The organism is Streptomyces sp. NPDC056948, from assembly GCF_042674225.1.
In the GTDB taxonomy this organism is placed as follows: domain Bacteria; phylum Actinomycetota; class Actinomycetes; order Streptomycetales; family Streptomycetaceae; genus Streptomyces; species Streptomyces purpurascens.
In genome coordinates this window covers 1-24922 of sequence record NZ_JBHUQX010000088.1, presented here as the reverse complement: position 1 = coordinate 24922, position 24922 = coordinate 1, and the positions used below count along the sequence as shown (strand labels likewise).

Genomic DNA, 24922 nt, shown 5'->3' with positions numbered 1-24922 from the left:
AGGTGGCTCCGCCACATGACCCTCCGCACCGCACGCCGATCGCACGCACCGAACACCGCTCCTTCTCCTGCGGAGATCCACCAGAAGGCCCCCAGACCTCCCCGCACCCGCATCCCACCGGCCGACTCCTGAAAGGCACCCATCCCGTGACGGCGATTCCCAGCTTCACCGGCGACGCGAACCCCTACGGAGGCGGCGACCCGTTCGCGGACTACCGCACCGCCGACTTCCCCTTCACCCAGTACGCCAACCTCGCCGACCGGCGCCTCGGGGCCGGTGTCCTCGCCGCCAACGACGAGTTCTTCGCGCAGCGCGAGAACCTGCTGGTGCCCGAGCCCGCCGAGTTCGACCCCGAGCACTTCGGGCACAAGGGCAAGATCATGGACGGCTGGGAGACGCGGCGGCGGCGCGGTGCCTCCGCCGGGCACCCGTGGCCGACGGCCGAGGACCACGACTGGGCGCTGGTGCGTCTCGGCGCGCCCGGGGTGATCCGCGGGATCGTCGTCGACACGGCCCACTTCCGCGGCAACTACCCGCAGGCGGTGTCCGTCGAGGGCACCTCCGTACCGGGCTCCCCGTCGCCGGAGGAGCTCCTCGGGGACGACGTGAAGTGGACGACCCTCATCCCGCGCACCCCGGTCGGCGGCCACGCGGCGAACGGTTTCTCCGTCGCGGTCGAGCAGCGCTTCACCCACCTGCGGGTGAACCAGCACCCCGACGGCGGCATTGCACGCCTGCGCGTGTACGGCGAGGTCGTCCCGGACCCCGAGTGGCTGGAGACGCTGGGCACCTTCGACGTCGTCGCCCTGGAGAACGGCGGCCAGGCGGAGGACGCCTCCAACCTCTTCTACTCGCCCGCCTCCAACACCATCCAGCCGGGCCGCTCCCGCAAGATGGACGACGGCTGGGAGACCCGGCGCCGCCGCGACCAGGGCCACGACTGGATCCGCTACCGGCTGGCCTCCCAGGCGAGGATCCGCGCCCTGGAGATCGACACCGCGTACCTCAAGGGCAACAGCGCCGGCTGGGCGTCCGTGTCGGTCAAGGACGGTGAGGACGGCGAGTGGCGCGAGATCCTGCCCCGCACCCGCCTCCAGCCCGACACCAACCACCGCTTCGTCCTCCCGGAGCCGGCCGTCGGCACGCACGCGCGCGTGGACATCTTCCCGGACGGCGGCATCTCCCGGCTGCGACTGTTCGGCTCCCTGACGGACGACGGCACGAGGCGTCTCGCGGCGCGGCACCAGGAGCTGGGCGGCTGAGCCGACCCCAGACCCATGGGGCGCACCGGCCTGACAGCACCGGTGCGCCCCATGCGCCTCACGCCGCGTGCCCGCCGTCCACCGAGAACTCCGCACCGGTCACATACGTCGCCCCCGCGAGGTAGGCGACCATCGACGCCACCTCGTCCGCCGTCCCGTACCGCCCCAGCGCGGTCATCGCCGCTTGGCCTTCCGCATGCGGACCGTCCGCCGGATTCATGTCCGTGTCGATCGGGCCGGGGAGGACCAGGTTCGCCGTGATCCCGCGCCCGCCCAGCTCCCTGGCCAGGGCCTTGGTCAGACCGGCCAGGGCCGCCTTGCTCATCGCGTAGAGAGTTCCGCCCGGCCCTGGCACGCGTTGTGCCATGCAACTGCCGATCGTGATGATCCGCCCGCCCTCGGGAAGCCACGCGGAGGCCGCCCGGGACGTCAGGAAGACCCCCCGTACGTTGATGTCGAGGACCCGGTCGACGTCCTCGAGGGACAGCGTCTCCAGCGGCCCGAGAACCCCGACCCCCGCGTTGTTGACCAGGACGTCGAGCCTGCCCAGCGCCTCGGCCGCCGCGTCCACCACTTCGGCCGATGCGGAGGCGTCCGCGGCGTCCGCGCGCAGCGCCACCCCTCGCCGCCCCAGAGCCTCCACGGCCCGTACGACGTCCTCGGCCGCCTCCTTGCCGTTCACATAGCCGACGGCCACGTCCGCGCCCTCCCGGGCCAGCCGCAGGGCCGTCGCCGCGCCGATGCCACGGCTCCCGCCGGTCACGAGAGCCACCTTGCCGTGCAGGGTCGCCTGAGAAGTCGTCCGAGAAGTCGCTCGGGAAGTTCCTTGTGAAGTCATGTGTCCATCCCAGCGGCCGCCCGGCGGCGACGCTGGCGGCGAACGGACATCGAGGTCCCCGGCGAGACGCGCGTGCGGCGTACGGCCCAGCGATGAGTTGCGGGTGCCGGCGGGGTCTGAACCCATGACAACGGATCCTCTTCGTTCCGGAAAGGAAGGCACCCGCCATGGGCAAGCTCGTCTCCACCCTCTTCGTCACCCTCGACGGCGTCTACCAGGCCCCCGGCGGGCCTAAGGAGGACACCCGCGGGGGCTTCACCCACGGCGGCTGGAGCTTCTGGTACGCCGACGAGGACTTCGGCCGGTTCGTCAGCGACGTCTTCGCGCGCCCGGCCGCCTTCCTGCTCGGGCGCCGTACGTACGACATCTTCGCCTCGTACTGGCCGAAGGTGACCGACCCGGCCGACCCGGTCGCCTCGAAGCTCAACTCACTGCCGAAGTACGTCCCTTCCGCGACCCTGAAGGACCCCGGCTGGGCGGGCACCACCGTGCTCTCCGGTGAGCTCGCCAAGGAGGTCGCCGCCCTGAAGGAGCGCACCGACGGCGAGGTCCAGGTGCACGGCAGCGGCGCCCTCGTCCGCTCCCTGCTGTCGCTCGACCTCGTCGACACCCTCCACCTCCTGACCTTCCCGGTCGTGCTCGGCACCGGGTTCCGGCTGTTCCCGGAGGGCGCCGTACCGACCGCCTTCCGGCACACGGGAGGGAGCGTCACCGGCGCGGGCGTCTCGATGCAGACGTACGACCTGGCGGGCCGCCCGGAGTACGGCGAGTACAAACTGCCGGAGGATGCGTAGCCGCACGGGTTAACTTCCCGCAAACTCATCGGACTTGACGGGAAAATCTCTGCGCTTGACATTGACATGCCACTGTCTACGCGCGTCATCATGAGCGCATGAATTTCCCCCCACGCGCCTCGCGGCTCGGCGCAGCAGCCGCCCTTGTGTCCGCTCTCCTCATCGGCGGGACCGTCTCCGCCACCACGGCCGACGCGGCCCCCACCGCCGTCGGTGACATCTGCTACAGCAAACTGCCGTCCCAGGCCCACGACACGCTCGACCTGATCGAGAAGGGCGGCCCGTACCCGTTCGAGCAGGACGGCACCGTCTTCCAGAACCGGGAGCGCATCCTGCCCCAGCAGTCGACCGGGTACTACCACGAGTACACGGTCATCACCCCCGGCTCCTCCAACCGCGGTGCGCGGCGCATCGTCACCGGTGAGGAGAACCAGGAGGACTACTACACGGCCGACCACTACGAGTCGTTCGACCTGGTCGACTACGGCTGCTGAGCCGGGCGGCCCCTTCGGTGAACGCGGGCCGGAAGTCCGCCCGGACGCTCAGACGGACTTCCGGCTCCCGGCCGCCGCGAACAGGGCGACGCCCAGCACGAGCAGGGTGACGCTCGCGTAGATCTCGTAGCCGTCGAGGAACCCCAGTCGTTGCACGAGCCCCCAGTCCCAGTCGGTGAACTCGTGCACCAGGCCCGCCACGCCCTGGACCAGGGCGAGGAAGCCGAGAATCTCCAGTACCTGCTTCATGCCGCGAGCCTCGCCCCGCGGACCCCCCGAGCGCATCGGCCGCGGGGCGGGCATCCGGGGACCGAAGTCCCTGTTGGGGCCCGGCCGGCCGCGTCGAAAGTCTTCGGTGTGACGACTTTGGTCGACGATCCCGCCAAGGAAGCGGTGCAACAGGGCCGGGCTGCGTAGATTTGTCGACCGTGAGTGGTGACAACGCGGGGCAGGCCGCCCCGGTGCTGCCGGGGGAGACGCCCTCGGTGTTCACCGGGCGCAGATGGCTCATCCCGTCCGCCCTGCTGCACGAACTCGACCCCGACACCGAACAGGGCCGGCGGCGGCCCCGGCGCACCGCGCGCGACTGGGTCGTCGACTTCTGCTGCTTCCTGCTCGCCGTGCTGGTGGGGGCGGTCGCCCTGGATGCCCTCGTCAAGAACCCGCATGTCCCGGAAGGGCTGGCCGTCGTCGATCAGGTCATCGGCGCGCTGGCCTGCGCGACGGTCTGGCTGCGCCGCCGCTGGCCCCTGGGGCTCGCCGTGGCGCTGACTCCCGTCACCCTCGTCTCGGACACCGCGGGCGGTACGGCCGTGATCGCCCTGTTCACCCTCGCGGTGCACCGCCCCTTCCGGTACGTGGCCTGGGTGGGCGGCGTCAACGTCGCGCTGATCCCGCTGTTCTACTGGCTGCGCCCTGACGGGGACATCGCCTACCTGGTGAGCGTGCTCTTCGCCGTGCTGCTCACGGTGGCGATCGTCGGGTGGGGCATGTTCGTACGGGCCAAGCGGCAGTTGCTGGTGAGCCTCAGGGACCGTGCGCGGCGGGCCGAGACGGAGGCGCGGCTGCGGGCCGAGCAGGCGCAGCGGCTCGCCCGCGAGGCCATCGCGCGGGAGATGCACGACGTACTCGCCCACCGGCTGACGCTGCTGAGCGTGCACGCGGGGGGCCTGGAGTTCCGGCCCGACGCGCCCCCGGCCCAGACCGCGAGGGCGGCGGGTGTGATCCGGGAGAGCGCGCACGAGGCCCTCCAGGACCTGCGGGAGATCATCGGCGTACTGCGGGCGGGCGAGCCCGACGACACGGGCAGGCCGCAGCCGACCCTCGGGGCGCTGGACACGCTGGTCGCCGAGTCCCGCCAGGCCGGCATGAAAGTCTCCTTGGACCAGTGTGTCGACGACCCCGCCGCCGTCCCGTCCTCCGTCGGCCGCACCGCCTACCGCATCACCCAGGAGGGCCTGACCAACGCCCGCAAGCACGCGCCCGGCACGGAGGTCACGGTGTCCGTCACCGGCGCACCGGGCGACGGCCTCACCGTCTCCGTGCGCAACCCGGCCCCCGAGGGTGACGTGCCCCCCGTACCCGGCTCCGGCCAGGGCCTGATCGGCCTGACGGAACGGGCGACCCTGGCCGGCGGCCGCCTGGAGCATGGGCGCACGCCGGAGGGCGGGTTCGAGGTGCGGGCGTGGCTGCCGTGGGCGTGAAGGGCCGGCTCGGCTGACCGGGACGGCCCCCGTGGACCCCGCGGCCCTTGTGGCCGGTGAGGCGGGCGGCGGATCATGGGCATATGTCGCCTGGTGCACCGCAGTTCGAGGTCGCGTCCGTGTTGAGGGAGGTGAAGACGGTCCGCGTCGAGGGCCTGGTCCGGATCCGGGAGCTCCATGTCCCGCTGCTCCGCCGGGCGGCCGCCGCGCACTCCGCCGCCGTCACCGACGCCTGGCCCGTCGAGGTGGAGAACCTGCTGCGCACCGCCGTGTCCCAGCTCGGCGGGGGCGACCTGGAGCAGGCGGCCGGCTATTCGCTCGGCCTGGCGCCCGGCCTGCGCGACCGCCCGGCGGCGGACCGGCGCCGGCTCGCCGCCCAGGTGTACAGCGTCAGCGTCGAGCGCTTCCGCAAGAGCCAGGAGGACATGGTCCTGGCCCAGATCGCCGAACAGGTGTGCTGGCTGGCCGGCATCGCCCCGCAGCGCGCCGCCACGCCCCAACCGCCCCTCCTCGCCCCGCACTTGCAGCACCGCTCCCTCCGCGTCGGATCGCGCGACGTACTGCTGCACGTCCACCCCGTCGAACTCCTCCGGAACGTCGACGTGATCGTCTCCCCGACCAACACGCACCTCTCCCTGCCCGCGATGTTCAAGGCCTCCGTGTCCGCGTCCCTGCGCCGCGCGGGCGCCGTGCGCGGCGCGGCCGGGGACGTCACCGCCGACCCCGTGCACGACGCGCTGCTCGGCTGGCGTACGGCGCACGGGCTGCTGGGCCGCCCCGCACTGCCCGGCACGGTCGCCCCCACCGAGCCCGGCGCCCTCGCGGCCCGGGGCGTCCGCCGTCTCTACCACGCCGCCGTCGCCGTCCCGAGGCCCGGCACCAACGACTACGACGTCGCCGCCCAGGACGTCGTCACCGCCGCGGCCCGCGCCCTGGCGCTGCTGTCGGAGGAACGCGCCGCCTTCACACCGCCGTTGCGGTCGATCTGCTTTCCCCTGCTCGGCGCGGGCCGCGGCGGACTGCCCCCGCAGACCGGCGTCAGTGCCCTGTGGGCCGCGCTGGACGCCGGCACCGATGCGGACACCGACCTCCATCTCGTCGTCCGCCGCCCCCTGGTCGCCGATCTGCTGGCCGAGACGCTGGGCGCGCGCGAACGGCCCCTGTCCGCACACGGATCAGCCGACACCGAGGAGAAAGGACACAGGTGCGGGTGAACCCCTTCACGGTGCTCGCCGCCGCCGCGGCCGACTGGCAGAGACTGTCCGGCCTGCTCGAACCGGGCACACGGCGGACGCTGAGCGAGCGGCTGTCCCGGCTGCGAGCCGGGGCTGACGCCTCGGACCCGGCCGCCGTCCTGGCCGCCGCACAGACCCTCCTCGACGCCCTCCCCGCCGACGAGTCCGCCCGACTGCGACAGCACGGCGACACCGGGCGCTTCACTCACCAGCCCCCGCCCGAGCTGTACGAGGGATACGCGGCGGCCGACCTGTGCATGCTCGTCCTCGACGGCAACCCCATGGTCGGACCCGTCCTGGGCCCCGTCCGTGAACGCCTGCTGAGCGAACCGTCCACGCCCTGGACCGAGAGCGCCGACCCACGGCTGATCGCCCTCTCCGGCCCGGACGGCCGCAGACGGCTGCCCCTCTTCCAGTTCGAGGCCGGGGCCATGCCCTGGCGGATCGTCCTGGAGGTCAACTCCGTCCTGCGCGCCGCCACCGACCCCTGGGGCGCCGCCGACTGGTGGCTGTCCCGTACGACGTGGTGGGACGGCACCCCCGCGGCCCTGCTGGGCCGTGGCCGCGACCTCGAACTGCTCGGCGCGGCACGGGAACTGGCCGGTCCGGAGGGGGAGGAGTAGCCATGGGCAAGTACCCGCCGCCCGAGGCCCTGCCGGGCGAACCGACCCGATCCGTGCTGCGCGCCGGCACACCGGTGTACCGCGTGCACTCCACCCACCGCCCGCCGACCGCGTACAACGCCCGCCCCTCGCACGCCTTCTACTACGGCGGCCGTTTCGACAGCACCCCCCACGACCGCTACGGCTACCTCTACGTCGGCTTCGGCGTCGGTGCCGCCGTCTGCGAGGTGCTGCTGCGCTCGCTGCCGTTCGACTCCGACGCGGGCCACCGGCTGCTGCCCCGCGTGGCGTTCGAACGCCGCAGCCTGTCCTTCCTCAGGCTGGCCGCCGACATCGAGGTCGTCTCGCTGATGTCCGGCGCGGATCTCGCTGCGGTGGCGCAGGACGCGTGGCTGGTGCACACCGAGGGCGCGGACTATCCGCAGACGCGCGACTGGGGCCACTGGATCCGCCGGCAGACCGAGCCCTGGGCGCAGGGCTTCGTCTGGCCGTCGAAGCGCGAGCCCGCCGACCGGGTCGCGATCCTCTTCGACGACCGGGGCCGGCCGCCGGTGCTGGAACCCACGGGCGCGCCCGGCGTCGACTTCGGGACCGAGGAGGGGGAGCGGTGGCTCAACGGGGTGCTGGCGCCGTACCGGACACGGACCGCGCCGCGGTCGCGGGAGCGGGGGATGTGAGATGACGACCCGGTACGACCTTCAGGCGCTGGTGTGGGAGATCGAGCAGCGGGCGAACGGCGTGGTCAGCGGCGAGGACCTGGCCGGGATGACCCAGCTCGTGCTGGACCGGCTGGGCTGTCCGACGGCACAGCAGGCCTACGACCGCCTGTACGGGGACTGGGCGGAGCTGCCCCGCGGCACCGTCATGTCCGGGCTGCTGGCCGGACATGTGCTGAGCGTGCTGCCGATCCTGCGGCTCGAACAACCACTCTTCGACCCCGTGCGCGAGGAGGAACTCTGGCAGGAGGTCCGTGAACACGGGCCGGCGGACGAGACCTGGCAGGCCGGCGTCGTGGTCAAGAACAGCGCCTTCGGCCTGCGGCACCTCACCGAACCCGCCGACATCGAGCGCGCGCTGGCCCGGATCGAACGGGCCCGGGCCGTGCTCCCGTCCGGCACCCGGACCCGCGAGAATCTCGACTTCGCCCATGCCATCCTGCGGACCTACCTGGCCCAACTGGGCGGCGGGGAGGACGACTTCGACACCGCCGTCGACGACATGGCCCGCATCGTCGAGACCGCGCAACTGCGGCCGGACGAGCGCCTGGCCCTGAACGCCCAGATCGCCCTGTTCCGTGTGCACCAGGCGGCCCGCCGTGCCGACGAGGAGGCCATGGCCGAGCAGACCCGCGTGCTCGAACGGGCCTTGCGGGAGCTGCCCGCCGAACACATCGACATGCTCGCGTTCGAATCGAACCTGGAAGGCGCCCGGAGCCACCTGGGCCTCCTGCGGGCGCGGCGCACCGGGCGCATCGACCCCGCTGCCGAAGGGGCGGGCGCCGCGACACCCGCACACGAGATCCGCCGGCGGATCGCGGGGCTGCCGCGCAACGTCCAGGCCGACAAACTGGCCGAGGCGGCCTTCGCGATCGGGGCACGCGCCCTGCCGGCGATGGACTACCAGGGAATGCTGGAGGCCATGGAGCTGCAGGAAGCCACACTGGAGCTGCTCGAACCGGACGACGAGCGATGGATCCGGGCCACGGGCTCGCTGGGAGTGGTCCACTCCACCCTGGCCGGACTCCCCATCGCACCTCCGGCCGACCGCCTCCACCATCTGGACCAGGGCATCGCCTGGCTGCGGCACACCCTGAAGCTCACCGGTGGCCCGCACCACCCCCTGTGGGGCGGCACCGGCATGTCGCTGGCCAGGGCGTATCGCCTGCGCGGCGACGAGGACACGCACGACGCCCGCACGAGACGCCTGAACTACGAGGCCTCCCGCCGCGTCGGCCTCGACTGCCTGCGCGCCGCGGCCTGGAGCTCCCTGCTCCAGTCCGGTACGGCCCATGCCGCGCAGACCGCCCGGCTGGCGGGCGGCCAGGCCCTCGACGTCGCGCGCTGGTGTCTGGCCGACGGCGCCCACGCCGACGCCGTACGGGCCCTGGACGCGGGGCGCGGCCTCGTCCTGCACGCGGCGACCGTGGTCACCACCGTGCCCGACATGCTGAGGGAACTGGGCCGGACGGAGCTCGCGCGGGAATGGCAGGCCGTGGGCAGCGTGCCCGAGCCGGGGGAGGAGATGCTGATGGCGGCTCAGGCCGTGGTCGCCGGGCCCTCCAGCCGACTGCGCCGCCGGGTCCTCGAGGCGCTGGCCGACTCCCCCCGGCAGCACGGCCTGCTGGACGTGCCCGCACCCGGGGACATCGGCTCGGCGCTGCGCGCGATGGGCGCGACCGCGCTGGTCTACCTGGTGCCCGGTGACGAGGAGGTGCCCGGACTCCTCGGCCCGCAGCACGGCTCCGGCGCCGCCCTCATCGTCACCGCCGACGGCAGCACGGACGCCCTCCACCTGCCCCAACTCACCCTCGACGCGCCCCCGCTCACCGCCTACCGCGCCACCGGCACCCCCGGCCGTGACGCCGGCGGCCCGCCCGAGGACGACACCCCGCCCGGACCGGCCCCCAGCCCCGCCACGAGCCGCGCCGCCCTGGAGCAGGTGTGCGCCTGGGCCGGTACGGCGGTGATGGAACCGCTGCTGAGCCGGCTCCCGCGCGGCTACGGCCGGGTGCCGTCCCTGGTGCTCGTCCCCATGGGTGCCCTGGGCGTCGTGCCCTGGCACGCGGCACGCGTGCGTGGCCGGCGCCGGTCGCACGGATACGCCTGCGAGGAGGTGGACATCTCCTACCTGCCCTCCGCCCGGCTGCTGTGCGACGTGGCGGCCCGGCCCGCCGTCGGCACCCGCCGCACCCTGGTCGTCGGCAACCCGACCCGCGATCTGCACCACGCCGGTGAAGAGGCCGAGGCCGTCCACAGCGTCTTCCACCCGGACGGCGCTCTGCTCGGCCCCGGCGCCGCCACGCCCGCCGCCGTCACCGACTGGCTGCGCCGGCAGCAGGGCGGACTGCTGCACCTCGCCTGCCACGGAGTGGTGCGCCAGGGCGAGCGGCACAGCGCCTATCTCGCCCTGTCCGGCGGGCGGTTGGCCGCCGAGGAACTGACCGAGGGCGCGACCCGCTACCGCGGCCTGGACCTGGTCGTGCTCGCGGCCTGCCGTACCAATGTCTCCGGGCACGGGTACGACGAGGCGTACAGCCTGTCCACCGCGTTCCTCGTCGCGGGCGCCCGCTCGGTCATCGGCTCCCTGTGGCCCGTGCCCGACGCGGCGACGTCCCTGCTGATGTACATGACCCACCACTTCATGAGCCACGAGGGCCTGCCGCCCGGAGCGGCGCTGCGCAGCGCCCAGTCGTGGATGCTGAACGAACGCCGCGAGGCGCCGCCCGGCATGCCGGACAAGCTGCGGGCCCGGGTACGGCACATCGACGGCGACGACCTGACCGCGTGGGCGGGCTTCACCCACCTCGGCTGGTGACGGCTCCTCACACCTCGGTGCGGACGACCACCTGTGCCGTCCCCCACCGGGCCGCCCCGAAGGCCGGACCGCCCGCGTCCCGGCGGCCCGCGTCCCGGCCGTCCTTGACACTCGCCCCGATCACTCGCAGCAGACCGCCTCCACCGGCCGGGGCCGGGCTGAGGCGTGCGCCGGAGGGGGCGGCGGAGGACCAGGCGGGCAGCCGGAAGGGCGCGAGGTTCAGCTCCTCCTCCGCGACGATCACCTTCAGCCAGTCCCGGGTGAAGGCGCCCCGCACCTTCGAACGCCCCGGCGGCAGCCGCATCCACACCGGCTGCCCGCGCCGGGCCCACCCGACCCTGCCGTCCCCGATGAACTCACCCTCGAACAGATGCGGGGACGAGGCGTAGCCGTCCGTCAGGTCGAGGAGCACCGCCCACAGGTCCCGTCCGGAGGAGTTGTGGATCCCGACCCGTACCTGCGGTTCACTGCCGCCGGGTGTGTAGGCGCAGACGATCTCACCGTCCGCCGAGTGACGCAGACTGCCCACCGGCGTCTCCTCGACGGTGATCCGGACCAGCGACGACAGCAGCGGATCGGGATTGGCCAGGTCCCGGATGTGGTGCCAGCGGGCGATGTGCGCGAGGCAGTCGGTGACGCCGGCCGCGTCCGCGGGGGACTCCAGCGGCAGGTCGGGCACGGGATGCCCGGCGCCGCCCGACACCCGGGCCCGGCCGTCCCCGGCTTCCACGTGCAGGCGCAGAACCCCTTCCGCCGCGGGTGGCCCGTCCGGCTCCAAGGCCAGCGCGGGCACCGCCTCGACGGCCTCCGCGACCAGACGTACGGCGACCGGCTCACCGGACAGCGTCACGACGGCCGGCGGGAACGCCATGGCCGACGGCGTGACGGCGTGCGCCACCTGCTCGTCCTCGGCGGTCGGCTGCCAGTCGACCGGGTCCACCAGAGCCGACTCGGTCCGCACCTCCCGGACCACGACGGTGCGTTCCCCGGGGTCCCCGTCCCCGGACAGGGTGAACTCGGCGCCCGCCGACCGCAGCCCGTGCGCCGCACCGCAGTTGACCTCCCAGCCCGACGCCGTGTGCCGCAGCAGGAACGGCGAGGCCGGCACCGGCTCGCCGGACAGGAAGCCCCCGTCCTCCGGACCGCGCAGCTCGGGATGCTGGACGTGGCCACTGACGCGCACGCGCGCGTGGGCGAGTGCGTGCAGCTCCCCGTACGTGGTCGTGGGACCGAGCCCGTCGAGCGCGCTCAGCAGCGCATGGCTGAACAGGCCCCGGGTCCGTCCGTCGATGACCTTCTCGTGCGCGAGTTCCTGCGGGCGGCACGCGGCCAGCAGGACATGCCGACCCGGCTCGGGTCCCGCCCCGCCGCTCTCGCGCGACCCCGTGTGCCACCACGACTGCCAGGGCACGCCCCGGACCGCCGCACCGGCCGGACCGGCCGCGCCGTCCGCGTTCTCCCGTGTCGCCCCGCCCGAGTGGCAGCAGTCCAGCACCGCGACGACATGGGTGCCGCGGGCGGCGACGCGGTCCAGGTGCGCCCCGAGTTCGGTGTCCTGCAGCACCGGCTGCCCGCCCGGGGCGAGGCTGTCGTGGCACACCAGAGCCTGGGACCAGCCGGTGGCCTCGCCCGGGTCGCTGGTCGGGCTCTGGCTGCCGTGCCCGCTGAACCACAGCAGCGCGGTGTCGCCGGGACCACTGCGCCCCAGGTGCTCCTCCAGGCCCTTGAGCACCGCCGCCCGGGTCGCCCGGGCGTCGTACAGCGTCCGGACCCGGGGTTGCGGACCGGTCCTGCCGCGCAGCCACTTCTCCGCTGCCCGTACGTCGTTGACACAGCCGCACAGCGGCGCGCCGGGGTAGTCGTCGATGCCCACGAACAGGGCGTACACGGTGCGCATACGGTGATCCTTCCAGGTCCGCCCGGGCGCGGGCAGGGCGTTTCCGGGGCGCATGCCGGGCGCCCGCGCGCAACCCCATGACCCCTCGCGCCGAAGCCGGTTGACTTGACTGCGGAGATGGCTGATGTTTGTGCCGCCTTCAGCACCGCGAGTAACGGAAGGAACACCACGTGAGTTTCGGGGGACCCGCCAACCCGTACCAGCCGCCCGGGCCGCCGGCCGGGGGGCCGTACCCGCCGCCTCCGGCCGCGGGCCCCTACGTACCGCCCCAGCCGGGCCCGGCACCGTACGGCTACCCGCAGCCACAGCCGTATCCCTATCCCTATCCCCATCCCCATCCGTATCCACCGCAGCCTCACCCGGGGCCGGGGCCGGGGCCGGGGCCGGGGCCGGGGCAGGGCGGTCTGCGCGCCGGTGAATGGCCCTCGCTGCGCCAGCTGTTGCGGCAAGGGCGGTCCAACACCTCCGGCTGCATGTGGCTGGTGCTGCTCGCCCCGTGCACGTGGTTCGCGTTCCTGCCGCTCGTGGTCGGCTACTCGTTCGCGCGCTCGGCCCGCAACCGGGCCCACCGGCTCTTCCCGCGGCACGGGCACCGGGCCGTCGACGACCGGCACGTCACACGCGTGCAGAAGGTGCGGGCCTGGACCGCGGCCGCCATGTCCCTCCTGCTGCTCGGCGTCTACGGCAAACCGGAGGACGTCGCCGAGGCCCAGGAGCAGTACATGATGCGGCTGGCGGTCACCCCGCCGCTGCTGCTCCTGAGCGCGCCCGTGGTGATCACGGTGCTCTTCCGCTGGGCGTCGGCGGAGCGACGGTCGGCGATGCGCGCCAGTGTGCGGGCCGCCCTGCGGTCGGCCGGGTGGTACGTCGGCGCCGTGACGGCCCTTCCGCTGCTCGGCGGGGTGATCATCCTGCTCGGCCGGAACCGGTCGCCCTCCGCCGGGGCGTCGGAACCCGCTCCCTGGCTGATCCTCGCGGCGGCCCTGCCCCTGGTCTGGCTCCTGTTCTTCATCGGCTTCGCCACCGGCCCGGCCATCCGCACCGGTTTCAACACCTCGTCCGTGCACGCGGCGCTCCCCGCCCTGCTGACCGGCACCCTGGTCTGGGAGTTCGCGGTCATCAGCCTGGTCGCGGGCGGTCTGCCGCCCGGCCCGCCGGTGATCCAGGCCCTCGCCGTCCTCGGCGGCCCCGCCTCGGTGACCGCGGTGGTCTGGTGGGAGATCAGCCGCCTGCGCACCCTGTACGGCGTGACGCTGCGCGCCTGACCGCGGCCGTGATTACGTAACGCCCATGACTGCGATCAGACTTCTCCTCGTCGACGACGATCCGCTGGTGCGGGCCGGACTGTCCTTCATGATGGGCGGCGCCGACGACATCGAGATCGTCGGGGAGGCCGCCGACGGGGGCGAGGTGGAGGCGCTCGTCGACCGCACCCGACCGGACGTCGTGCTCATGGACATCCGAATGCCGACGGTGGACGGTCTCACGGCCACGGAGCGCCTGCGCGCCCGCAAGGACGCCCCGCAGGTGGTGGTGCTCACCACCTTCCACGCCGACGAACAGGTGCTGCGGGCGCTGCGCGTGGGCGCCGCCGGTTTCGTCCTCAAGGACACCCCGCCCACCGAGATCCTCGCGGCGGTGCGCCGGGTCGCGGCCGGCGACCCGGTCCTGTCGCCCACCGTCACCCGTCAGCTCATGCGGCACGCGGTCGGCACCGCCGCCGACACGCGCCGCGCACGCGCGCGTGCCCGCATGGCCGTCCTCAACGACCGCGAGCGCGAGGTCGCCGTAGCGGTCGGCCGGGGCCTGGCCAACGCCGAGATCGCCACCGGCCTCTTCATGAGCGTCGCCACCGTCAAGACACACGTCTCACGCATCCTGGCCAAGCTCGACCTCAACAACCGGGTGCAGATCGCGCTGCTGGCGTACGACGCGGGACTCCTGGACGAGGAACAGGCGGCACAGGCGGCACAGGAGGAACCGGAGGGCCACTGACCCGGCGCCGGCCGCCGTACGGGCCCGCCGTCACGCGAACGTCCGGGCGGCCACGCCGTCACGCGAAGGTCTGGGCGGCTCCGCCGGGGATCTCCGCCAGCCGCACCGCTCTGCGCTCCCGGCGCGACAGCTCGCACCCCTCGGCGATCCGCAGGGCCTGCAGCGCCTCGCGCCCGTCGCAGGGGTTGGCCCGCTCGCCCCGGACGACCTCGACGAACGCGTTCAGCTCCGCCTCGTAGGCCGGGCCGAAGCGCTCCAGGAAGCCCGTCCAGGGCTTGTCGGCGGCCGGCGGCCCGGTCGGTTCGGTGGACGCGATCGGCGTACGGTCGTCCAGGCCGACCACGATCTGGTCGAGCTCCCCGGCGAGCTCCATGCGCACGTCGTAGCCGGCCCCGTTCATCCGGGAGCCGGTGATCGTGGCGAGCGTGCCGTCGTCGAGGGTGAGGAGCGCGGCGGCGGTGTCGACGTCGCCGGCCTCGCGGAACATCGAGGGCCCCGCGTCGGACCCGGCCGCGTACACATCGGCCACCTCCCGGCCCGTCACCCAGCGCAGCACGTCGAAGTCGTGGATCAGGGTGTCCCGGTACAGCCCGCCGGACATCGGCAGCCACGCGGCGGGCGGCGGCGACTGGTCACTGGTCAGCGCCCGGACGGTGTGCAGCCGCCCCAGCCTGCCGGACCGCACGGCCTTGCGGGCGCCCGTGTAGCCCGTGTCGAAGCGGCGCTGGAAGCCCATCTGGAGGACCGTCCCGACCGTCTCGACCTCGGCGATCGCGCTCAAGGTCCCCGGCAGATCCAGCGCGATGGGCTTCTCGCAGAACACCGGCAGGCCCGAGCGTGCTGCCCGACCGATCAGTTCGGCGTGGGCGGACGTGTTCGTCGTGATCACCACGGCGTCGACCCCCCAGCGGAAGATCTCCTCCACGCCCGGCGCCGCCGTCTCACCCAGCCGGTGCGCCAGATCCTGGGCCCGCGTGGGGTCCGCGTCCGTGAGGATCAAGGACCCGACGTCGCGGTGCCTGCTGAGCGTGTTCGCGTGGATCGTGCCGATGCGGCCCGTCCCGATGACCCCGATGCGCATGGGAACAAAGTGCGTCCACAACTCGCCCCTGTCAATCTGTTTGTCCGGACAATCTGACTACAGAACTTCCCGTCAACAACGCACGGAGCTACGCTCGGCCCGTGCCGAAACCAGAAGTGGACCCGACCGTGCAGCTCGAGCTGAGCGTGGACCGCAGCTCTCCCGTGCCGTTGTACTTCCAGCTCTCCCAGCAGCTGGAGGCCGCGATCGAGCACGGCACGCTGACCCCCGGCAGCCTGCTGGGCAACGAGATCGAGCTCGCGGCCCGGCTCGGCCTGTCCCGGCCGACCGTCCGGCAGGCCATCCAGTCGCTCGTCGACAAGGGCCTCCTCGTACGCCGCCGCGGCGTGGGCACCCAGGTCGTGCACAGCCAGGTCAAGCGCCCGCTGGAGCTCAGCAGCCTCTACGACGACCTGGAGGCGGCGGGCCAGCGCCCGGCCACGAAGGTCCTGGTCAACACCCTCGAGCCCGCCTCCGCCGAGGTCGCCGCCGCACTCGGCGTCGCCGAGGACAGCGACGTCCACCGCGTGGAACGCCTCCGCCTCGCCCACGGCGAGCCCATGGCCTACCTCTGCAACTTCCTGCCCCCCGGCCTCATCGACCTCGACACCGACCAACTGGAGAACACCGGCCTCTACCGCCTGATGCGAGCGGCCGGCATCACCCTCCACAGCGCCCGCCAGTCCATCGGCGCGCGAGCGGCGACCCCGCCGGAGGCGGAACGACTCGCCGAGCAGACCGGGGCCCCACTGCTGACCATGCAGCGGGTGACGTTCGACGACACGGGCCGAGCAGTGGAATACGGCACACACACGTACCGCCCGACGCGCTATTCGTTCGAGTTCCAGTTGCTCGTACGGACGTGATGGTCATGCTGTTGAGGGGCGCGGGGAACTGCGCGACAAGCCCCCACCGGCTCGCACTCGGCAATGATCCGCACCACCCCTCTGCTCCGCACCCTGCCTCCCCGTGAGGCAGAATCGGGCCCGATGAGCACCTACCGCGACTTCACCGCCCCCATCGGCTCCCGCCGCGCCACGGCACTCCGCACCGTCGGCACCCGGGAGCGCCGCTCACACCTGACGGCACCCCGCGTGCCGACGGTCGGCATCGACATCGGCGGTACGAAGGTGATGGCGGGCGTCGTGGACGCCGACGGCAACATCCTGGAGAAGCTCCGCACGGAGACCCCGGACAAGTCCAAGAGCCCCAGGGTCGTCGAGGACACCATCGCCGAACTGGTCCTGGACCTCTCCGACCGGCACGACGTGCACGCCGTCGGCATCGGCGCGGCCGGCTGGGTCGACGCCGACCGCAACCGCGTGCTGTTCGCCCCCCACCTGTCGTGGCGCAACGAACCGCTCCGCGACCGCCTGGCCGAGCGGCTCGCCGTGCCCGTCCTGGTCGACAACGACGCCAACAGCGCCGCCTGGGCCGAGTGGCGCTTCGGCGCGGGCCGCGGCGAGGACCACCTCGTCATGATCACGCTGGGCACCGGCATCGGCGGCGCGATCCTGGAGGACGGCCAGGTCAAGCGCGGCAAGTACGGCGTCGCCGGTGAGTTCGGCCATATGCAGGTCGTGCCCGGCGGCCACCGCTGCCCGTGCGGCAACCGCGGCTGCTGGGAGCAGTACAGCTCCGGGAACGCCCTGGTCCGCGAGGCACGCGAGCTGGCCGCCGCCGACTCGCCGGTGGCGTACGGGATCATCGAGCACGTCAAGGGCAACATCTCCGAGATCAGCGGCCCGATGATCACCGAGCTGGCCCGCGACGGCGACGCCATGTGCATCGAGCTGCTCCAGGACATCGGCCAGTGGCTCGGCGTCGGCATCGCCAACCTCGCGGCCGCCCTCGACCCCTCCTGCTTCGTGATCGGCGGCGGTGTCTCGGCCGCCGACGACCTGCTGATCGGCCCCGCGCGAGACGCCTTCCGCCGGCATCTGACGGGCCGCGGCTACCGCCCCGAGGCCCGCATCACCCGGGCCCAGCTCGGCCCGGAGGCCGGCATGGTCGGCGCCGCGGACCTGGCTCGGCTGGTTGCCCGCCGCTTCCGCCGCGCCAAGCGCCGCCGGGTGGAGCGGTACGAGCGCTACGAGCGGTACGCACAGGCCCGTCGCAGTACCCAGGAGACGCTGTGACCGCTTCGCTGCCCCACCAGGGCCCCTGGCCCGACGAGCCGGAGCGGCCGGTCGAGGACCGCGGCCACATGATCCGCCGCAGGGCGCTCACCCTGCTCATCATCGTGCTGCTCATCGGCATCCCGGCCGGCTACCTGGTGATCTCCGCGAACCAGAGCCGGGACAGCGGCAAGGACAAGGAGGCGAAGTACTCGGCGACCGGCCTCACCGAGGGCTGGCCCTCCAAGCTCCAGCGCCGGATCTACCAGGTGCCCGTCCCGCACCCGGCCTGGCACGTGGCGTACTACGAGACCAACAACTGGAAGACCAGCCGCCTGTACGCCCAGTTCGAGACCAACGCGGCCGGTCTGGACGCGTATCTGACGGGCCTCGGCCTGACCCGGGACGACCTGAAGAAGGGCCACGTCACCATCGGTGCCCGCGACCGGAAGGTCACCGGATGGAAGTTCGCCGACGACGGCCTGTGGTCGGGCGTCGTCCACAGGCAGAAGAATCCGGCCCCCACGCATGACGTGGTCGTGGATCTGTCCAACCCGGCGTACCCCTGGGTGTTCGTGGTCTCCCGGACCGTGCCCTGACCCGGAGCCCGGCGGGCCGGTGATGCCGCCGGGGCCGATTGTCAGACCCCGCCCGTAGAGTCGGAGACAACTGATCCGACACGCGGGACGGGAGGTGGCAGGACGTATGGGCGACACGGCCGCGGTGGCCGAGCGGGCGGGGGGGCCGGCGGTCCCCGTCCGGCTCCCGGCCGTCTTCCTGCCCGCGCCCCTTCCGCGCGACGGGCGGATCGTCTTCTGGGACCCCGAGGGCGAGCCCCTGCGCCCCGGGGACACGGAGGACTCCGAGGAGGCCGCGGCCACCGAGCTGACCGTCGTACGACGGCACGGCGCCGGCGTGCGGCGGCGGACCACCCCGGCGCTGTCCCTCCCGCTGGACGCGGCCCTGCCGCTCCTGGTGCGCGCCCGGCACGACCCCGCCGCGCACCCCGCCACCGCCTGCTGGGGCGCCGCCGCCCTGCACGCCCTGCGGCTGACCGCGCGGGGCCGGCTGCTGCCCGGCCTGACCGCCGCGGGGCACGACGCGTGGCGCGCCGGCCCCCTCGACCCGGACGACATCGCGCACCTGCGCGCGGTGGCCGCCGCCCTGCCGTATGAGGGGCACGCCGTCCCGCTGCCCGGCCCGGGCCCGATCCGCCTCCCCGAACCGGAAGCGCTGGTGCGCGCCTTCCTGGACGCGGTCGCCGACACCCTGCCCCGCACCCCGGCCGCGCCCCACACCTCCGGCAGGCCCTTCGCGGCCCGGGAGGCCCAGCGTCTGCCCCACGCCCACGACTGGGCCGCCGAGGTCGCCGCCGGCATGGACGCCGGAGTGCGGATCTCGCTCCGCCTGGACCTGTCGGCGTACGACCTGTTCGACGACGCCTCCGACGGCGGCGCACGCAGCGCCGGCGCTGCGATCGTCCAGGTGCACAGCCTCGCCGACCCGACCCTGGTGGCCGACGCCGCGGCTCTGTGGGCGGGCGGGGCCGACGACGTCTTCGGCCCACGCGCGCGCGTGGACGCGGCTCTCGCGGTCCGCCGGGCGGCCCGGGTCTGGCCCCCGCTGGACCGGCTCTCCGACCAGGACGTGCCCGACGTGCTGGCTCTGTCGGAGGAGGAGCTGAACGACCTGCTCGGGGTCGCGGCCACTCGGCTCGCCGCGGCCGGGGTCGCCGTGCACTGGCCGAGGGACCTGGCCCAGGACCTGTCCGCCACGGCGGTGGTCCGCCCGGCCCCCGGCTCGGCGAAGGACGGCACCGGCTTCTTCGAGAGCGAGGACCTGCTCCGCTTCGGCTGGCAGCTGGCGCTCGGCGGCGACCCGCTCACCGACACCGAGATGGACGCCCTTGCCGAGGCCCACCGCCCGGTCGTCCGGCTGCGCGACCAGTGGGTGCTGGTCGACCCGGCCCTCGTCCGCAAGGCCCGCAAACGGGACCTGGGCCTGCTCGACCCGGTCGACGCGCTGTCCGTCGCCCTCACCGGCACGGCCGACGTGGACGGCGAGACGGTCGAGGCCGTCCCGGTCGGCGCGCTGGCCGGCCTGCGCGACCGCCTGACCGCGGGCATCCGCCCGGCCGAGCCGCCGCCGGACCTGCACGCCACCCTCCGCGACTACCAGCTCCGGGGCCTGGCCTGGCTCGAGCTGATGACCTCCCTGGGCCTCGGCGGCTGCCTCGCCGACGACATGGGCCTGGGTAAGACCGTCACCCTCATCGCCCTGCACCTGAAGCGGGCGCGCAGCGAGCCGACCCTGGTGGTCTGCCCGGCCTCGCTGCTGGGCAACTGGCAGCGGGAGATCACCCGCTTCGCGCCCGGCGTCCCCGTCCGCCGCTTCCACGGCCCGGAGCGCAGCCTGGCCGGCCTGGACGGCGGTTTCGTCCTCACCACCTACGGCACGATGCGCTCGGCGGCCCCCGCCCTGGCCGAGCGGGCCTGGGGCATGGTCGTCGCCGACGAGGCGCAGCACGTCAAGAACCCCTACTCGGCCACGGCCAAGGCGCTGCGCACGATCCCGTCCCCCGCGCGGGTCGCCCTGACCGGCACGCCCGTCGAGAACAACCTGTCGGAGCTGTGGGCGCTGCTCGACTGGACGACCCCGGGCCTCCTCGGCCCGCTGAAGTCCTTCCGCGCCCGGCACGCCCGGGCCGTGGAGACCGGCGAGGACGACCAGGCGGTGGAGCGCCTGGCCCGCCTGGTCCGCCCCTTCCTCCTGCGCCGGAAGAAGTCCGACCCGGGCATCGTCCCCGAGCTGCCGCCCAAGACGGAGACCGACCACCCGGTCCCGCTCACCCGCGAACAGGCCGCGCTCTACGAGGCGGTGGTCCGCGAGTCGATGCTCGCCATCGAGACCTCCGACGGCATGGCCCGCCGGGGCCTGGTACTGAAGCTCCTTACCTCCCTGAAGCAGATCTGCAACCACCCCGCGCTGTACCTGAAGGAGGACCAGGCGCCGGAGCACGCCCGGCCCGGCGGCGACCGGTTCGCCACCCGCTCCGGCAAACTCGCCCTGCTGGACGAGCTGTTGGACACGCTGCTCGCCGAGGACGGCTCCGCACTCGTCTTCACCCAGTACGTGGGGATGGCCCGTCTGATCACCACCCACCTGGCCACCCGAGCGGTCCCGGTCGACCTCCTCCACGGCGGCACACCGATCCCGGAGCGGGAGCGCATGGTGGACCGTTTCCAGGCCGGCTCGACGCCCGTCCTGGTCCTGTCCCTGAAGGCAGCGGGCACCGGCCTCAACCTCACCCGTGCGGGCCATGTCGTGCACTTCGACCGCTGGTGGAACCCGGCCGTCGAGGAGCAGGCCACCGACCGTGCCTACCGCATCGGCCAGACCCAGCCCGTCCAGGTCCACCGCCTCATCACCGAGGGCACCGTCGAGGACCGTATCGCCGAGATGCTCCAGGCCAAGCGCGCCCTGGCCGACGCCATCCTCGGCTCCGGCGAGTCGGCCCTCACCGAGCTGACGGACCGCGAGCTGTCCGACCTGGTCTCCCTGCGGAGGACGCCATGACCCACAGCGGGGCCGACGAGGCCCGCCGGGCCCTGCGTGCGGCCCGGGAGCAGGCGACCCGGGACCCGGAACCGGCATCCGCTCCCCGTCCGGCACCTTCCCCGGCCCCGTCACCCGCCGACCAGGAGACCGCCCGACCGGGCGACGCGGCCCGCGAGGCACTGCGCAGGGCGGTGTCCGAGCGTCGCGGGGCCGACGGGGCCGACAGGGGCGAGGCGGGCTCCGCGGGTGACCTGCCTGCGGCCGAGGATGCCGATGACGCGGTGACCGGAGTGTCGGGTGGCTCGTCGAGCCCCAGTGGCAGCGGCGGGGCCCCCAGTGGAAGCGCCGAGGGTGACGGCGGCAGCGGTGGGCCGGGGGCGGCTCCGTCCGGCGGGCCGTCCGAAGACTCCGAAGACGAGGGCAGGAACGCGCCCGCCGACGTACCGGGAGACACCCTGGACGATGCTCCCGGCGGCGCCACCGAGCAGCCGGGTCCGCGCGCGGGGGACGTCGCGCGTGAGGCACTGCGCGCGGCTCGGGACGACGCGCGGCGGGCACGGGAGGAGACCGCGCGCGAAGCGATCGGGCGCAGGCGCCGGGCTGCCCGGCAGAGCGCCGTGCACCAGAGGCCGGCGGGGCCCGATCGACGGGCGGGCGAGCACACCGTAGGCAGGGGAGCGCGTGACGTCCTGCAGTTGCTCGGCGACGCCTTCCGGATGCCTACGGAAGCGGACGAGCCGGACGCGGCACCCGAGGACCCCGCCGAAACGGGCCCCGGGCGTTCGCCTCACTACGGAGCCGACGCGCCGCACAGCCCGGCGCCCCGCGACACGCCGACCCCTGATACGCCAGCCCCTGATACGCCAACCCCTGACACGCCGACTCCCGACCACCCCGCGACCTCCAACCCTTGGTCCACCGAGCCCTCGACCCCCCGAAAAGCGGTGGCCCCTCACTCCACCCCCCGGAAGCCCCGCTCCATGGCCGCCCCCAGCCGCGACAGTGAGCTCCGCCGTACCTTCCCGGCCTTCCCGCCCCGGGAGCCCGACGGCAAGGGATTCGCCGGGAGTTGGTGGGGGAACGCGTGGGTCGCGGCGCTGGAGCAGGGCGCGCTGGACGCCAAGCGGCTGGAGCGCGGGCGCGGGTATGCGGGGCAGGGGCATGTCGACGCCATCACCGTGACGCCCGGACTGGTGCTGGCCTACGTACAGGGCAGCCGCCCGCGTCCGTATCGCGTGCAGGTGCGGCTGCGCACGCTCGACGACGCCGACTGGGAGCGGTTCCTGGACGCCGCCGTCGACCGGCCGGGGCATATCGCGGCGCTCCTCGACAAGGAGATGCCCCAGTCCCTCGCGGACTGCGGCGTGCCGCTGCTGCCCGGGCCCGGCGACCTGGAGCCGCGGTGCAGCTGCCCCGACCGGGGCCACCCCTGCAAGCATGCCGCCGCCCTCTGTTACCAGACCGCCCGGCTGCTCGACGCCGACCCCTTCGTCCTGCTCCTGCTGCGCGGCCGGGGCGAACGGGAACTGCTCGACGCGCTGTCCCGGCTCAGTGCCACCCGTGCGGCGCGTGCCGCACAGGACAGGGAACCGGCGCCCCTCCCCGGCGTACGGGCCGGTGACGCCCTCGCACCGCGCGCCCTCCCGCCCCTGCCGGCGCCGCTGCCCACGCCTGCGCACCCCGAGCAGCCCCCGGCCTACCCGGCGTCCCCCGGCGGCCCGGACCCCTTCGCGCTGGACCAGTTGGCCACGGACGCCGCCGCTCGGGCGCACGCCCTGCTCGCCACCGGCCGTGACCCGGTCGGGCAGCTGACCCTCTGGCAGGACGCGGTCCGCCTGGCCGCGGCCCGCCCCGGCTCGGGACTCACCGCGGGCTCCCGGGCGCTCTACTCCTCGCTCGCCTCCGCGGCGGATCGCACCTCGTCCGAGCTGGCCCGCGCGGTCGCTGCCTGGCGTCAGGGCGGACTGGAGGGCCTCGCCGTACTGGAGGAGCCGTGGGACCCGCCGGCCGGCCGGTTCGACCGGGCCCGTCCGCTCCTCCTCGCCGCCGACCTGCCCGCCTTTCGCCCCGGGCGCAACCACCTCACCCACCCCCATGGCCACGTCCAGCTCCGCCTGGGCCGCGACGGCCTGTGGTATGCGTACGAGTCCGAGCCGGGCCACGACGACTGGTGGCCGAGAGGCACACCCGACCTGGACCCGGTGGGCGCGCTGACGGGCCTCGGCATTCCCGGCGATCTCTGAAGGGACGTGGAAGCGGAGCCATCCACTGGTCAACTTCCCCGCCGTTTCGGCAGGATGGAAAATGCTCTCTGCGCTAGGGTGACCGCGAAGTCCCCTGAAATGAGGAGAGCGCATGACCATCAAATTATTCAATCCTGATGGCCTGCCGAAACCGGATGTCTATCGGCAGCTTTCGATCGCGGAGGGCTCCAGGATCGTGTTCCTGGCCGGCCAGGTGGCCCGCGATGCCGATGGCAATGCGGTGGGCACCGGTGACTTCGCCGCACAGGTGGAGCAGGCCTACCTGAACGTCGGCCGGGCACTGCAGGAGGTCGGCGGTTCCTTCGACGACGTGGCCAAGCTGACGATCTACGTCGTCGACTGGCACCCGGACAAGTACCCGCTGCTGGGGGAGGGTGTCTCCCGTGCCGCAGCCAAGATGGGCGTCGACCCGTTGAAGCCGATCACGCTGCTCGGCGTGTCCGCTCTGGGTGAGCCGGACATCATGGTCGAGGTCGAGGCCACGGCGGTGCTGGACTGATCGGAGCTCACGCCGAGCTCCTCGTTGGATTGCCGCGCTGGGCGGGGTCCCGAGCCCTGCCCAGCGCCGCCCATCGTGTTTTGTGAACCCCCTTGCCCGAACGCAAACAGTTCCCTTCCGCTTCCGCTGGGACCAGTGACGTCTCTGAATGGTCGGCGGACATACAGCCGTGATTTTGAGCTCCCGGACCGGATTCCGCTTGATGTCTGATCGCGCTTTCGGAAAGCGCTCGCTCCAGGCCCGTCCCGGCGGCCGCGATACCACGCCGGCGCACGCCGGTCCGTGCGCCACGTCCATGTCAACTCCCCCAACCCCGCGGCCCGTTCGAGGTAAAGATCCGTAGAGTCAAGGTCTTGCAATGCATCGATCCTCCTGAAAGATTGTTCGGGTCGGTTCACGACATTGCGTTACGGGGGAAATTCGATGTTCTTCAACTTTCTGATTGCCGGTCCTGATCCTTCCTGCCCTCGTCCCGTGGTTTGCCGCGCTGCCTGAAGTCATCCGCCGCCGGATGCGTCGCATGACAGCTGCCGAGCCCACAGGAAGTTGGTAGGGGGAAGATCGATGAACCACATCTCTGCATCAGCAGAGAAGCCGATACACCGCCCATCACCTCGCCTCGATCCGTTTCGCGCTGAGCTCTTATCGGAGATCACCCACGTTCCGATACGCCACATCCTGGTGGCGGGCTCTCCCCGGACGGGTGGGGAGGACTCACAACACATCACCGCACTCGCCGAAGTGTGTGCCGATCTGCCGCCGATCGTGATCCACCACGAGACGATGACCGTCATCGACGGTGTGCACCGGCTCAGGGCGGTCGAGCGGAGCGGCGCCACGCACATCAGCGCCGTCTTCTTCAACGGGGACGAAAGCCAAGCCTTCGTGCTCGCCGTGAAGTTGAACAGCAACCACGGACTGCCGCTCTCCCTCGCCGACCGCAAGGCCGCGGCCCTGCGCATGCTCACGGACTTCCCGGAGTGGTCCAACCGGCGGCTGGCCGAGGTCGCCGGCCTGTCGGACAAGAC

General features: G+C 73.2%; 21 protein-coding genes. 17 read left to right on the top strand and 4 right to left on the bottom strand.

Translation table 11 applies throughout. The annotated features are described in order from the left end of the window. Positions 1-146: 146 nt before the first annotated feature. Entirely contained in the window at positions 147-1262 is a 1116-nt protein-coding gene (gene alc / locus ACFTZL_RS14190; RefSeq protein WP_382581417.1) for an allantoicase, read from the top strand. Between the two features lie 58 nt (positions 1263-1320). On the opposite strand, the gene ACFTZL_RS14185 is transcribed toward alc, so the two are convergent. Then, positions 1321-2100 (bottom strand): SDR family oxidoreductase, encoded by a 780-nt coding sequence (locus ACFTZL_RS14185; RefSeq protein ID WP_382581413.1) that lies wholly within the window; start codon positions 2098-2100, stop codon positions 1321-1323. A 167-nt stretch (positions 2101-2267) separates the two neighbouring features. Between ACFTZL_RS14185 and ACFTZL_RS14180 the strand changes: the two genes are divergently transcribed. Both ACFTZL_RS14180 and ACFTZL_RS14175 read left to right on the top strand, forming a co-directional pair. Then, on the top strand, positions 2268-2894 hold the full coding sequence (locus ACFTZL_RS14180) for a dihydrofolate reductase family protein (protein ID WP_382581411.1): 627 nt from the start codon (positions 2268-2270) through the stop codon (positions 2892-2894). Between the two features lie 98 nt (positions 2895-2992). Next, positions 2993-3388 carry a ribonuclease domain-containing protein gene (locus ACFTZL_RS14175; protein ID WP_189721308.1) on the top strand — a complete coding sequence of 132 codons (396 nt, stop codon included), beginning with the start codon at positions 2993-2995 and terminating at the stop codon, positions 3386-3388. Between the two features lie 48 nt (positions 3389-3436). Here ACFTZL_RS14175 and ACFTZL_RS14170 read toward each other — a convergent pair whose 3' ends face one another. Beyond that, positions 3437-3637, bottom strand: coding sequence for a hypothetical protein (locus ACFTZL_RS14170; RefSeq protein WP_215117650.1), 201 nt, complete (start codon positions 3635-3637; stop codon positions 3437-3439). A 179-nt stretch (positions 3638-3816) separates the two neighbouring features. On the opposite strand from ACFTZL_RS14170, the gene ACFTZL_RS14165 reads away from it, so the two are divergent. From ACFTZL_RS14165 to ACFTZL_RS14145, 5 genes are all read left to right on the top strand, one after another. Next, positions 3817-5091: a histidine kinase gene (locus tag ACFTZL_RS14165; protein WP_382581408.1), complete on the top strand. Its 1275-nt coding sequence runs from the start codon at positions 3817-3819 to the stop codon at positions 5089-5091. Positions 5092-5174: 83 nt separating this feature from the next. Then, positions 5175-6305 (top strand): hypothetical protein, encoded by a 1131-nt coding sequence (locus ACFTZL_RS14160; protein ID WP_382581406.1) that lies wholly within the window; start codon positions 5175-5177, stop codon positions 6303-6305. Next, entirely contained in the window at positions 6296-6949 is a 654-nt protein-coding gene (locus tag ACFTZL_RS14155) for a hypothetical protein (RefSeq protein ID WP_382581405.1), read from the top strand. The genes ACFTZL_RS14160 and ACFTZL_RS14155 overlap by 10 nt, the downstream gene beginning before the upstream one ends. A gap of 2 nt (positions 6950-6951) precedes the next feature. Continuing rightward, positions 6952-7626 (top strand): RES family NAD+ phosphorylase, encoded by a 675-nt coding sequence (locus tag ACFTZL_RS14150; RefSeq protein ID WP_382581403.1) that lies wholly within the window; start codon positions 6952-6954, stop codon positions 7624-7626. A 1-nt stretch (position 7627) separates the two neighbouring features. Further along, positions 7628-10483 carry a CHAT domain-containing protein gene (locus ACFTZL_RS14145; protein WP_382581401.1) on the top strand — a complete coding sequence of 952 codons (2856 nt, stop codon included), beginning with the start codon at positions 7628-7630 and terminating at the stop codon, positions 10481-10483. Positions 10484-10490: 7 nt separating this feature from the next. Here the strand turns inward: ACFTZL_RS14145 and ACFTZL_RS14140 are convergent, their stop codons facing one another. Further along, complete coding sequence (locus ACFTZL_RS14140) at positions 10491-12380, bottom strand: caspase family protein (protein ID WP_382581399.1); 1890 nt, start codon at positions 12378-12380, stop codon at positions 10491-10493. Between the two features lie 170 nt (positions 12381-12550). On the opposite strand from ACFTZL_RS14140, the gene ACFTZL_RS14135 reads away from it, so the two are divergent. Together ACFTZL_RS14135 and ACFTZL_RS14130 are read left to right on the top strand one after the other, a co-directional pair. Continuing rightward, entirely contained in the window at positions 12551-13645 is a 1095-nt protein-coding gene (locus tag ACFTZL_RS14135) for a hypothetical protein (RefSeq protein WP_382581397.1), read from the top strand. 25 nt (positions 13646-13670) lie between these two features. Then, positions 13671-14375 (top strand): response regulator, encoded by a 705-nt coding sequence (locus tag ACFTZL_RS14130; RefSeq protein ID WP_382581395.1) that lies wholly within the window; start codon positions 13671-13673, stop codon positions 14373-14375. A gap of 58 nt (positions 14376-14433) precedes the next feature. Here ACFTZL_RS14130 and ACFTZL_RS14125 read toward each other — a convergent pair whose 3' ends face one another. Then, a complete protein-coding gene (locus ACFTZL_RS14125; RefSeq protein ID WP_382581393.1) occupies positions 14434-15456 on the bottom strand; it encodes a Gfo/Idh/MocA family oxidoreductase in 1023 nt (340 codons plus the stop codon). 128 nt (positions 15457-15584) lie between these two features. On the opposite strand from ACFTZL_RS14125, the gene ACFTZL_RS14120 reads away from it, so the two are divergent. The 7 genes from ACFTZL_RS14120 to ACFTZL_RS14090 form a co-directional block, all read left to right on the top strand. Next, positions 15585-16322 carry a GntR family transcriptional regulator gene (locus ACFTZL_RS14120; RefSeq protein ID WP_382581415.1) on the top strand — a complete coding sequence of 246 codons (738 nt, stop codon included), beginning with the start codon at positions 15585-15587 and terminating at the stop codon, positions 16320-16322. 123 nt (positions 16323-16445) lie between these two features. Beyond that, positions 16446-17594: an ROK family glucokinase gene (locus ACFTZL_RS14115; RefSeq protein ID WP_382581391.1), complete on the top strand. Its 1149-nt coding sequence runs from the start codon at positions 16446-16448 to the stop codon at positions 17592-17594. Further along, entirely contained in the window at positions 17591-18172 is a 582-nt protein-coding gene (locus ACFTZL_RS14110) for a sugar kinase (RefSeq protein ID WP_382581389.1), read from the top strand. The genes ACFTZL_RS14115 and ACFTZL_RS14110 overlap by 4 nt, the downstream gene beginning before the upstream one ends. Before the next feature lie 106 nt (positions 18173-18278). Then, on the top strand, positions 18279-21149 hold the full coding sequence (locus tag ACFTZL_RS14105; protein ID WP_382581388.1) for an SNF2-related protein: 2871 nt from the start codon (positions 18279-18281) through the stop codon (positions 21147-21149). Further along, complete coding sequence (locus tag ACFTZL_RS14100) at positions 21146-23374, top strand: SWIM zinc finger family protein (RefSeq protein WP_382581386.1); 2229 nt, start codon at positions 21146-21148, stop codon at positions 23372-23374. Before ACFTZL_RS14105 ends, ACFTZL_RS14100 begins: the two co-directional genes overlap by 4 nt. 112 nt (positions 23375-23486) lie before the next feature. Next, positions 23487-23894 (top strand): RidA family protein, encoded by a 408-nt coding sequence (locus ACFTZL_RS14095; RefSeq protein ID WP_382581384.1) that lies wholly within the window; start codon positions 23487-23489, stop codon positions 23892-23894. A 741-nt stretch (positions 23895-24635) separates the two neighbouring features. Beyond that, the coding region (locus tag ACFTZL_RS14090) for a ParB/RepB/Spo0J family partition protein (RefSeq protein ID WP_382581382.1) at positions 24636-24922 on the top strand (287 nt) is incomplete at its 3' end.

Excerpts from the sequence above, each read along its gene's own strand:
- ACFTZL_RS14125 (WP_382581393.1), bottom strand. The coding sequence starts at position 15,456 with ATGCGCATCGGGGTCATCGGGACGGGCCGCATCGGCACGATCCACGCG.
- ACFTZL_RS14185 (WP_382581413.1), bottom strand. The coding sequence starts at position 2,100 with ATGACTTCACAAGGAACTTCCCGAGCGACTTCTCGGACGACTTCTCAG.
- ACFTZL_RS14170 (WP_215117650.1), bottom strand. The coding sequence starts at position 3,637 with ATGAAGCAGGTACTGGAGATTCTCGGCTTCCTCGCCCTGGTCCAGGGC.
- ACFTZL_RS14140 (WP_382581399.1), bottom strand. The coding sequence starts at position 12,380 with ATGCGCACCGTGTACGCCCTGTTCGTGGGCATCGACGACTACCCCGGC.
- ACFTZL_RS14115 (WP_382581391.1), top strand. The coding sequence starts at position 16,446 with ATGAGCACCTACCGCGACTTCACCGCCCCCATCGGCTCCCGCCGCGCC.
- ACFTZL_RS14105 (WP_382581388.1), top strand. The coding sequence starts at position 18,279 with ATGGGCGACACGGCCGCGGTGGCCGAGCGGGCGGGGGGGCCGGCGGTC.
- ACFTZL_RS14095 (WP_382581384.1), top strand. The coding sequence starts at position 23,487 with ATGACCATCAAATTATTCAATCCTGATGGCCTGCCGAAACCGGATGTC.
- ACFTZL_RS14160 (WP_382581406.1), top strand. The coding sequence starts at position 5,175 with ATGTCGCCTGGTGCACCGCAGTTCGAGGTCGCGTCCGTGTTGAGGGAG.
- ACFTZL_RS14100 (WP_382581386.1), top strand. The coding sequence starts at position 21,146 with ATGACCCACAGCGGGGCCGACGAGGCCCGCCGGGCCCTGCGTGCGGCC.
- ACFTZL_RS14130 (WP_382581395.1), top strand. The coding sequence starts at position 13,671 with ATGACTGCGATCAGACTTCTCCTCGTCGACGACGATCCGCTGGTGCGG.
- ACFTZL_RS14145 (WP_382581401.1), top strand. The coding sequence starts at position 7,628 with ATGACGACCCGGTACGACCTTCAGGCGCTGGTGTGGGAGATCGAGCAG.
- ACFTZL_RS14175 (WP_189721308.1), top strand. The coding sequence starts at position 2,993 with ATGAATTTCCCCCCACGCGCCTCGCGGCTCGGCGCAGCAGCCGCCCTT.
- ACFTZL_RS14180 (WP_382581411.1), top strand. The coding sequence starts at position 2,268 with ATGGGCAAGCTCGTCTCCACCCTCTTCGTCACCCTCGACGGCGTCTAC.
- ACFTZL_RS14150 (WP_382581403.1), top strand. The coding sequence starts at position 6,952 with ATGGGCAAGTACCCGCCGCCCGAGGCCCTGCCGGGCGAACCGACCCGA.